Here is a 9,485-nt window from a genome sequence, read left to right on the forward strand (position 1 = left end):
TTTACAGCGCATCTATACATTCCTTTTCTGGGGCCAAACGCCTTTCAGCAGGCTATTTTTTTGCCATCAAATTCTGAACTCTGCCTGCGGCAGGCTTTATTACCCAGGCGACTTAACAGCCGATGATAATAAACCTTTTCGCTATTTGAAACCTCTACAGAGCAAGCATATGACCACCAGGCTGGAAAAAAGTGCGGTATCAGGCAGCTAAAAGTTCTTTTGCGTTCGCCAGCGTGTTGCGCGTGACTTCGCTGCCACCCAGCAGACGCGCCAACTCTTGCAGGCGCGCACGTTTATCCAGCGGCTGCATATGCGTTTCTGTCATTGCACCGTCTGTTTCTTTGCTGACGAAGAAATGTTGATGTCCGCAACCGGCGACTTGCGGCAGATGCGTTACGCACATCACCTGAGTTGATTCCCCCAACTGACGTAGCATTTGGCCTACAACCGCGGCTGTTGGACCGCTGATGCCCACATCCACTTCGTCGAAAATCATTGCCGGCGTTTCCATTTTTTGCGCGGTAATCACCTGAATGGCTAAAGCGATACGCGACAGTTCACCGCCCGAGGCCACTTTGCCAAGCGGTTGAAGCGGCTGGCCTGGGTTAGTCGTCACACGAAAATCGATGCGCGTTGCACCGTCGGCGGTGAGTTGATCAGCATTGAACTCTAGCACAATCGCAAATTGGCCGTGCGGCATCGACAGCGTACGCATGCTTTGCGTAATCAACTGGCTTAACTCTTGCGCAGAGGTTTCACGTAATTGATGCAGCTTCTCAGCGGTAAGTAGCGCGGCCTGATGGTGAGCCACCACTTCAGTTTGCAGGATTTCCTGATCGCTCTCTTGTTGCGACAGCAATTCCGCTTCATCCAGTAATTGCTGATACAGCACCGGCAAGGTTTCAGGGGAAACGTGATGTTTACGCGAAAGAGCGATCTGGCGCGACAAGCGCTGCTCCAGCTCATGCAGGCGATTAGGATCGAGATCCAAACGCTCGCAATAGTGGCGTAATTCATCGCTGGCTTCACTCAACTGAATTGCCGCTTCTTCCAGCAAATTGAACACACCACTGACTTTGTTATCGAGAGTGACCAGTTCACCCAGCATATTGCGAGCGCTATACAGCAAGCTTTGCAGATTGGTGTCATCGCCATCGGCGAGGATGTGCAGCGCTTGTTGACTGGTTGAAAGCAATTGACCGCTATTCGCCAGACGCTTGTACTCTTCATCAATCTGCTCAAACTCTCCCAGTTGCGGCGCGAATTCATTGAGTTCTTTCAACTGATATTGCAGCAGCTCGCGGCGCGATTCGCGCTCTTGTGACAGCTGCTGATGTTGCGCTAACGCTCGGCAGCTTTGATGCCAACGTTGATAGTGCTGACGCATATCACTGAGCAGATCATCATGCGCAGCGTAAGCATCTAGCAGGTGTTTTTGGTGATCGGATTTGAGCAAAAGTTGGTGTGCATGCTGGCCGTGGATTTGAATCAGCAGTTGGCCCAATTCGCGGAGCTGAGACAACGGCACAGAGGTGCCATTAATGAAACCACGTGAACGTCCATCCGCACTGATCACGCGACGTAACAAGCATTCATGGCCTTCATCCAGTTGATTTTCAATCAGCCAACGTTGCGCTGATGGAGAGGCTTTCAATTGGAAGCGCGCACAAATATCAGCGCGATTAGCACCCTGACGCACCATATCTGCTTCAGCGCGGCCGCCCAAACACAGACCAAGCGCATCAATTGCGATGGATTTACCTGCGCCGGTTTCTCCTGTAATCGCTGTCATACCACGATGAAAGTCGATCTCCAGTTCACGAACGATAGCAAAGTTACTGATGGTCAGTTGTGCCAACATAGAATCACCTGTATGTAAGAACAGATATGTAATTACATACAGTATAAACTGGTTTTTTATACAGTAAAGATGTCTGCGCTGTTTTTTAGAACAATTTTTTTGACCAGCCGAGTTTTGAGCTTAAGGTATTAAAATAGTTATAATTTTTTGGGTGGATTAAGTTGAGGTGGTTGGCGCTGCGGCGAATCAGCACATCTTCACCTTCCTGAATCGGCAAGGCAATTTGGCTGTCGCAACTGATTTCCAGATCGCTGCGCAATGACGAAAAACGCAGGCGAATGGTGCTGCTGCTGTTGATTACCAACGGACGGGCGGAAAGGGTGTGCGGGAACATTGGCACCAGCGTAATGGCATCAAGTGATGGCGTTAAAATTGGGCCGCCTGCCGAAAGGGAATAAGCGGTTGAGCCGGTTGGCGTTGAGATAATCAGGCCATCCGATCGCTGTGAAAACGCGAAAACTTCGTCAATATAGACTTCGAATTCAATCATGTGTGCCACTTTGCCCGGATGCAGCACCACTTCATTGATGGCGCTACCAATGCGAGGCGAGCAATCTTCTTTGCACACCTGTGCTTCCAGCAAGAAACGGCTTTCCACAAAATAGTCGCCTTGCAGCACGTCATCCAGCTGCTGCTGCGCATTGTCGGGATCGAGATCGGTGAGAAAACCGAGATTGCCACGGTTAATACCAATCACTTTGATGTCATAACGCGCCAGCACGCGTGCGGCTCCCAGCATGTTGCCGTCGCCGCCAACGACCACCGCTAAATCAGCACGTTGACCAATTTCAGCCAGGCTGCCCGTTTGTGCATTCTTTAGGTTCAGTTCGCGCGCGATCTGTTGTTCGACAATCACCTCATAACCCTTTGCCGTCAGCCAGCGCCAGAGCATTTCATGGGTGGTTAACGCAGTAGGATGGCGCGGATGGCCAACAATCCCGATGCAGTTAAAGTGTTTGTTCATTTAGCGCGAGTTCCTTATAAGCCAAAACGGCCAGGCAATGTGATGGGTTTACTTGAAACCGTCAAACTGATCCCCATAATAAGCCAACCAGCGAGATGAATGTGTAAAACGCGGAGAAATTCATGAGTAGTAAAGAACAGAACACCCCAAACGAGCAAGTCTCAGACGAAATTCAACAGGAACAGCAGCACGTGGACGCAGAGACAACCGCTGAGGTGGATCCGCGTGACGAGCGTATCGCACAACTGGAAGCTGAGTTGGCGATTTCACAGACTGGCGTGCGTGATGCACAACTGCGTGCACAGGCGGAGATTGAAAACATCCGTCGCCGCACCGAAATGGATGTGGAAAAAGCGCATAAGTTTGCGCTGGAAAAATTCGCCAACGAGTTGCTGCCAGTGATCGATAGCCTGGAGCGCGCGCTGGAAGTAGCCGATAAAGAAAACGCTGAATTGGCTTCCATGATCGAAGGTATTGAGCTGACGTTGAAATCGCTGCTGGGCGCGGTGCGCAAGTTTGGCGTGGAAGTGGTCGGTGATACCAACGTGCCATTCAACCCGGAAATTCATCAGGCGATGTCGATGATGGAATCTGACGAAATGGCGCCAAACCATGTATTGATGGTGATGCAGCGCGGTTACACTCTCAACGGTCGCTTATTGCGTCCTGCGATGGTGGCAGTGACCAAAGCCAAAGGCTGATAGATTGCTGCGATGACGACGGCCGCTTAATGCGGCCGTTTGTTTTTATGGCAAAACCGGCAGCCAATCAATCGGCGTTTGGCCGGATTGAGTGAGTAATGCGTTCGCTTGTGAGAAGTGTTTGCTGCCAAAAAAGCCGCGATGTGCGGAGAGCGGGGAAGGATGCGGCGCTTTCAATACATGATGGCGCTGAGTATCGATAATGCTGCCTTTCTTCTGCGCATGTGAACCCCACAGCAAGAAAATAACCCCTTCGCGATGCTGATTAATGGCGCTAATCACGTTGTCCGTAAAGGTTTCCCAGCCAAAACGCGCGTGCGAATGCGCTTTACTCGCTTCCACTGTTAACACCGTGTTCAGCAACATCACGCCCTGAGTTGCCCAGCTTTCGAGAAAACCATGCTGTGGACGCACAAAGCCGGGAATATCCTGCTCCAGCTCTTTATACATGTTCAGCAATGACGGCGGTGTTGCCACGCCTGGCAGCACAGAGAAGGCTAAACCATGCGCCTGATTGGGGCCGTGATAGGGATCTTGCCCTAAAATCACCACTTTAATTTCACCCAATTCGGTTAGCCGGAAGGCATTGAACACGTCTTTCTGCGGCGGATAAACCGTTACACCGGCAGCACGTTCGTTAGCAACGGCTTTCAGTGTTTCCACGAAATAAGGTTTCTCTTTCTCTTCAGCTAGCACATCGTGCCAGGTTAGCTTCTCAGCCATCATTGACTCCCTGCAAAATAGTGCGCCTAGCTTAACGTGTCGGGCTCAAGAGCAGAAGGGTAAAAATAATTTGAAGAATTACATAAAAAGTTAATGGTGAAATTTGTTGTGAATCAATTTGTTAGATTTTGCAGTGGGAAGTGTGGTTGAGCAAAATTGATACAGGTCAAAACGGCTGTTTTGCGGCGGTGATATACCAGAGCATTCAAAATGTTATGAACCTCGCTGCCTGAATGGGCGGCGTAAAAGCCCTGGAGACCGACTATGATTACCGGCATTCAAATTACTCAAACTAACAATCCTCAGCTGATGAACTCATTCTGGCTGCTGGACGATGAAAAAGCCGAAGCACGTTGCTTGTGCGCTAAAGGTGATTTCTCTGAAGATCAGGTGGTTGCGATCAGCGATCTGGGTGAAATTGCTTACCGTGAAATTCCACTGGAACAGAAACCGCAGGTACGTGTAGAAGGTGGTCAGCACCTGAACGTCAATGTGCTGCGTCGTGAAACGCTGGAAGATGCGGTGAACAATCCAGAAAAATATCCTCAATTGACCATTCGCGTTTCCGGCTATGCCGTACGCTTTAACGCGCTGACGCCAGAGCAGCAGCGTGACGTGATTACACGTACATTCACCGAAAGCCTGTAATTGCAGCGCTGACGAAAAGACACACAGCAATGCAAGCCGCGCCAATATTGATTGGCGCGGCTTTTTTGTGTTTAAAAATCGAGTAGCGAATCGTAAGAAAGGGAATTGAAATCAATTTCATCGTCAAAGCGTGATTTCTCTACGCTTAAAACAAAAAAATCGCCCCAAAAGAGGCGATTAATTGCAATGCGTGCTGTTTTATTCCGCACCTGACTCCGGTACATCGCTCGCGCTTGGCTTGCGGCGTTTACCGATGTTTTTGGTGTCACGATGACGCTTTTTAACGCGCGGCTTTTCAGCTTCTTTCTCTTTGCGCTCTTGACGCTTCGCAAGGGCCTTTTTCGACGGTTTTCCTGTCACTTTCGCACTTGGCGCACGGCTTTCAGGACGCAGCTCTTCAATCACACGTGCCTTCAACGGTTCATTGGTGTAGCGGGTAATTTTGCCCAGCAACAGATGATCGTGTGCTTCAACCAGCGAAATAGCCGTGCCTTTGCGTCCCGCACGCGCAGTACGCCCAATGCGGTGAATATAAATATCAGCCGTGCGTGGCAGGTCGAAGTTGATAACATGCGAGATGTCGTCAATGTCGATACCACGCGCGGCAACATCGGTGGCAACCATCACTTTGACGCGACCATCGTTCATACGTTTGATCGCTTCATTGCGGTTGACCTGCACCATCTCACCTTCAAGATAGCTGCTGCGAATCCCGGCTTCATGTAGCCAGGTCACCACTTCATGCAAGCGTTCACGCTTACGCACAAATACGATGACGCGCTCTGCTTCAGGCTGCTTCAGCAGGTGAATCAGCAGCTTAGTTTTGTGCTCAAGGTTGTCGGCACGGTAATACCATTGCTGAATCTTTTTACGCTCGCTTTTACTCGGATCGGCTTCAATGGCCACCGGTTCGTTCAACAGGCGCTCGGCGAAATCTTTAATATTTTCGCCTTCCAACGTTGCTGAGAACAGCAGCGTTTGTTTACGCCAGCGGGTTTCGGCGGCGATGGTTTCGATATCCTGTGCAAAGCCCATGTCCAGCATGCGGTCGGCTTCATCCAGAATCAGCGTTTCAACCGCGCGGCAGTCGAAGTTCTCTTCTTTGATGTATTGCAGCAGACGACCAGTGGTGGCAACCACGATGTCCTGGTTTTCACTGAATACTTCGGCATGATTCATATACGCCACGCCGCCGGTGATGGTGGCGATATCCAGATGGGTGTGTTTTGCCAGTTCACGCGCATGATCGGCGACCTGCATCGCCAGTTCACGCGTCGGCGTTAAAATCAGAATACGCGGAGGACCTGATTTCTTACGCGGAAAATCGAGTAAATGCTGTAAAGCGGGCAGCAAAAACGCTGCAGTTTTCCCCGTCCCGGTTGGTGCCGAACCCAGAACGTCACGGCCTTCTAATGCAGCAGGAATGGTCTCGGCCTGAATAACTGTCGGGCGAGTAAAGCCTTTTTCCTGCAGCGCTTGTAGCAGGCTTTCGTCAAGTTCGAGTTCGGAGAATGTGGTTACGGTCATGGTCTACCTCAGTTTGGGGCGCTGATTATAGACAGAACGAATATAATCTTCATCTGTTTGTGTAGGTATTACAGGCGCAGGTGAATTCCCATCCGCACCACGTTACACTTCCGGCAGTAAAAAATTCAATGGTAGTGAAGTATGTCTCAGGACCAACCGCCAACGCGGGCGAAGTTAAGAAAAGATGGTTTTACCTTTAAGCAATTTTTCGTGGCGCACGATCGCTGTGCGATGAAAGTCGGCACTGATGGCGTGTTGCTAGGGGCTTGGGCGCCGGTTGCCAACACGCGGCGCATCCTCGATATCGGCTGCGGGAGCGGCTTGATTGCGCTGATGCTGGCGCAACGCACGCCAGAGCAAGTCAGCATTGATGCCGTTGAACTGGAAGCCAGCGCGGCACAACAGGCGGCGGAAAATATTCACGCTTCGCCGTGGGCCAATCGTATCACGGTGCATCATCAGGATATCGTCAGTTGGAGCGAGCAGTGCGACAAGCGCTTCTCGTTGATCGTCAGTAATCCCCCTTTTTTCGCGCCGGGCATGGCTTCCAGCAGCGCCGAACGCGATACCGCACGCAGCACCGCAACGCTTGATCATCAAACCTTACTGCGTTGTGCAGCCGGGCTCATTGAAGAAGAGGGGATTTTTTGCGTGGTGCTGCCAGCAGAAGCGGGAGAAGCGTTGATTTCGCTGGCGCAGGCAGATGGCTGGCACTTGCGCTATCGCTACGATGTCGCTGCCTATGCGCAACGTCCGCCAAATCGTTTGGTGTTGGGCTTTTCACCGACAGCAGGCGAAACGTTGCAGGAACGTCTCGCCATTCGCGATGAAGATAAAAGCTATTCTGCTGACTGGCTCAGTCTGGTGAAAGAGTTCTACTTATTCAGATAACCTTCCGGTTGCAGGATGGTTGGCAAGGCTTCAGCGAGCAAATCAGGATTGTCGAGCGTAAAGTGCAAGCCGCGGCTCTCTTTACGCTCCAGCGCACAGCGCACCATCAACTCCGCAACCTGCACCAGATTGCGTAGCTCCAGCAAATTATTAGAGAGGCGGAAATGCGCGTAATACTCATCGATTTCTTGCTGAAGTAAATTGATGCGGCGCAGCGCACGTTCCAACCGTTTGGTGGTGCGCACAATGCCAACGTAATCCCACATAAACAGGCGCAACTCGTGCCAGTTATGCTGAATCACCACACGTTCATCGGCGTCATCGACGCGACTTTCATCCCAGGCAGGAAGACGTTCAACTGCGGCCACTTCCGGTAAGCGCGCAATCATGTCTTCTGCCGCCGACCAACCATAAACCAGGCATTCCAGCAGTGAATTGGATGCCATGCGGTTGGCACCGTGCAGGCCGGTATAACTCACTTCACCGATAGCATACAGCCCATCAACGTCGGTACGTCCTTGCTGATCCACCATCACGCCGCCGCAGGTGTAATGCGCGGCGGGCACAATCGGGATCGGTTCTTTGGTGAGGTCGAGGCCAAAGGTCAGGAGCTTTTCGTAAATCATCGGGAAATGGTTGCGGATAAAACTTTCCGGCTGATGGCTGATATCGAGATACATACAATCGACGCCCAGTCGTTTCATTTCATGATCGATAGCACGCGCCACGATGTCACGTGGGGCAAGCTCGGCACGTGGATCGAAATCGGGCATAAAGCGTGTGCCATCGGGGCGTAGCAGCCACGCACCTTCACCGCGCAGCGCTTCGGTCAGCAGGAAGTTTTGCGCCTGTGGGTGGAACAAGCAGGTAGGATGAAATTGGTTGAATTCCAGATTGGCCACGCGACAACCCGCGCGCCACGCCATGGCAATGCCATCGCCAGAGGCTACGTCAGGATTGGTGGTGTATTGGTAAACTTTCGCCGCGCCGCCGGTCGCCAGCACCACCGCACGTGCACGGCAGGTTTCAACCTGCTCGCGGTTGCGGTTCCATATCCAAGCGCCGACCACGCGACGTTTACCGGGTAAGCCGAGTTTATCGGAGAGAATCAAATCCACCGCGTTGGTGCGTTCGATAATGCGGATATTAGGATGACTCAGCGCCTGGCTAACTAAGGTCGTTTCAACCGCGCGCCCGGTGGCGTCCGCGCTGTGCAGAATGCGGCGATGGCTGTGGCCGCCTTCACGCGTGAGGTGATAGCGCGCTTCACCATCGCTGTGAGTTTCTTTATCAAATGCCACGCCATTATCAATCAGCCATTGCACACAATGGCGCGCATTGCTGGCGATAAAGTTCACCGTTTCCCGATCGCATAAGCCAGCACCGGCAATCAGCGTGTCTTCAACGTGCGATTCGATGCTGTCAGTTTCGTCAAACACCGCCGCAATCCCGCCCTGCGCGTACAGCGTTGAGCCTTCATTCACCTGCGCTTTACTCAGCACGGTAACCTGATAATGCGGCGCTAAGCGCAGCGCTAACGATAAACCTGCCGCGCCGCTGCCGACGATGAGTACATCACACTGATAGTCAGGAAGAGAAGTCATGGTGTTTAATTTACTAAACAAAAGGTGACTTGAGCATAAGCCTGGATGGGGATGCTGTGAAGTATTTTGAACAAATGATGCAGAAAAAAAGCACACCACAAACAGTTTGTGACGTGATATCAGTCAGTTAACGCTTAAAATAAGCAGAATGTGTTTTTTATATCAAACACTCTGAAAATTCAGGTAATAAAGGTGAAAATGACCGCGTCATAAGGTACTCTGCCAGCGATTATCGGTGCCGCAAAAGACACCACCAGCGTGGCAAGTCGCTACACTGAAAGACAATCAACAACAATGATGTCGTGGTTCCGATACGGAAAAATTCTGGTCGTAGTGAACTTCAGGCCAACAGATCACTCTAAGCGCATGCTTGCTCAGAACAATGAGATGTGCTGGCAGTTCACTTACGCATAAAAAAGTTTTGGGGAGATATTACCTCGGATGAGCGAGCAGTTAACGGATCAGGTTCTCGTTGAGCGGGTTCAGAAGGGAGATCAAAAGTCCTTTAATTTACTGGTGATTCGATACCAGCATAAAGTGGCGAGCCTGGTTTCACGCTATGTTCC

The 9,485-nt window shown here is 51.3% G+C and carries 9 protein-coding genes and 1 pseudogene; 5 read left to right on the plus strand and 5 right to left on the minus strand.

Translation table 11 applies throughout. The features are described 5' to 3' along the window. Positions 1-211, plus strand: a 211-nt coding sequence (locus ABDW13_RS22700) for a hypothetical protein (protein WP_343554774.1), incomplete at its 5' end; no start/stop codon positions are given. On the opposite strand, the gene recN is transcribed toward ABDW13_RS22700, so the two are convergent. Together recN and nadK are read right to left on the minus strand one after the other, a co-directional pair. Next, a complete protein-coding gene (gene recN / locus ABDW13_RS22705) occupies positions 200-1,861 on the minus strand; it encodes a DNA repair protein RecN (RefSeq protein WP_343554775.1) in 1,662 nt (553 codons plus the stop codon). The genes ABDW13_RS22700 and recN overlap by 12 nt on opposite strands. Before the next feature lie 85 nt (positions 1,862-1,946). Then, on the minus strand, positions 1,947-2,825 hold the full coding sequence (nadK, locus tag ABDW13_RS22710) for an NAD(+) kinase (protein ID WP_343554776.1): 879 nt from the start codon (positions 2,823-2,825) through the stop codon (positions 1,947-1,949). 122 nt (positions 2,826-2,947) lie between these two features. On the opposite strand from nadK, the gene grpE reads away from it, so the two are divergent. Further along, on the plus strand, positions 2,948-3,526 hold the full coding sequence (grpE, locus tag ABDW13_RS22715; protein WP_343554777.1) for a nucleotide exchange factor GrpE: 579 nt from the start codon (positions 2,948-2,950) through the stop codon (positions 3,524-3,526). 45 nt (positions 3,527-3,571) lie between these two features. Here grpE and ung read toward each other — a convergent pair whose 3' ends face one another. Continuing rightward, positions 3,572-4,249, minus strand: a complete 678-nt coding sequence (gene ung, locus ABDW13_RS22720; protein ID WP_343554778.1) for a uracil-DNA glycosylase — start codon at positions 4,247-4,249, stop codon at positions 3,572-3,574. Between the two features lie 264 nt (positions 4,250-4,513). Here ung and grcA point away from each other — a divergent pair, with 264 nt between their 5' ends. Further along, a complete protein-coding gene (grcA, locus tag ABDW13_RS22725; RefSeq protein ID WP_343554779.1) occupies positions 4,514-4,897 on the plus strand; it encodes an autonomous glycyl radical cofactor GrcA in 384 nt (127 codons plus the stop codon). A gap of 198 nt (positions 4,898-5,095) precedes the next feature. Here grcA and srmB read toward each other — a convergent pair whose 3' ends face one another. Then, positions 5,096-6,424 (minus strand): ATP-dependent RNA helicase SrmB, encoded by a 1,329-nt coding sequence (gene srmB, locus ABDW13_RS22730; protein ID WP_343554780.1) that lies wholly within the window; start codon positions 6,422-6,424, stop codon positions 5,096-5,098. A 141-nt stretch (positions 6,425-6,565) separates the two neighbouring features. On the opposite strand from srmB, the gene ABDW13_RS22735 reads away from it, so the two are divergent. Beyond that, entirely contained in the window at positions 6,566-7,315 is a 750-nt protein-coding gene (locus tag ABDW13_RS22735) for a methyltransferase (protein WP_343554781.1), read from the plus strand. Here the strand turns inward: ABDW13_RS22735 and nadB are convergent. Continuing rightward, positions 7,300-8,919 (minus strand): L-aspartate oxidase, encoded by a 1,620-nt coding sequence (nadB, locus tag ABDW13_RS22740; protein ID WP_343554782.1) that lies wholly within the window; start codon positions 8,917-8,919, stop codon positions 7,300-7,302. The two genes, ABDW13_RS22735 and nadB, sit on opposite strands and share 16 nt — an antisense overlap. A gap of 441 nt (positions 8,920-9,360) precedes the next feature. On the opposite strand from nadB, the pseudogene ABDW13_RS22745 reads away from it, so the two are divergent. Further along, positions 9,361-9,485, plus strand: a pseudogene (locus ABDW13_RS22745) (RNA polymerase sigma factor RpoE); the annotation flags it as partial.

Origin of the sequence: Pantoea sp., assembly GCF_039594315.1 — a bacterium.
Classification (GTDB): Bacteria; Pseudomonadota; Gammaproteobacteria; order Enterobacterales; family Enterobacteriaceae; genus Pantoea.

Excerpts from the sequence above, each read along its gene's own strand:
- nadB (WP_343554782.1), bottom strand. The coding sequence starts at position 8,919 with ATGACTTCTCTTCCTGACTATCAGTGTGATGTACTCATCGTCGGCAGC.
- nadK (WP_343554776.1), bottom strand. The coding sequence starts at position 2,825 with ATGAACAAACACTTTAACTGCATCGGGATTGTTGGCCATCCGCGCCAT.
- grpE (WP_343554777.1), top strand. The coding sequence starts at position 2,948 with ATGAGTAGTAAAGAACAGAACACCCCAAACGAGCAAGTCTCAGACGAA.
- ABDW13_RS22735 (WP_343554781.1), top strand. The coding sequence starts at position 6,566 with ATGTCTCAGGACCAACCGCCAACGCGGGCGAAGTTAAGAAAAGATGGT.
- srmB (WP_343554780.1), bottom strand. The coding sequence starts at position 6,424 with ATGACCGTAACCACATTCTCCGAACTCGAACTTGACGAAAGCCTGCTA.
- recN (WP_343554775.1), bottom strand. The coding sequence starts at position 1,861 with ATGTTGGCACAACTGACCATCAGTAACTTTGCTATCGTTCGTGAACTG.
- grcA (WP_343554779.1), top strand. The coding sequence starts at position 4,514 with ATGATTACCGGCATTCAAATTACTCAAACTAACAATCCTCAGCTGATG.
- ung (WP_343554778.1), bottom strand. The coding sequence starts at position 4,249 with ATGGCTGAGAAGCTAACCTGGCACGATGTGCTAGCTGAAGAGAAAGAG.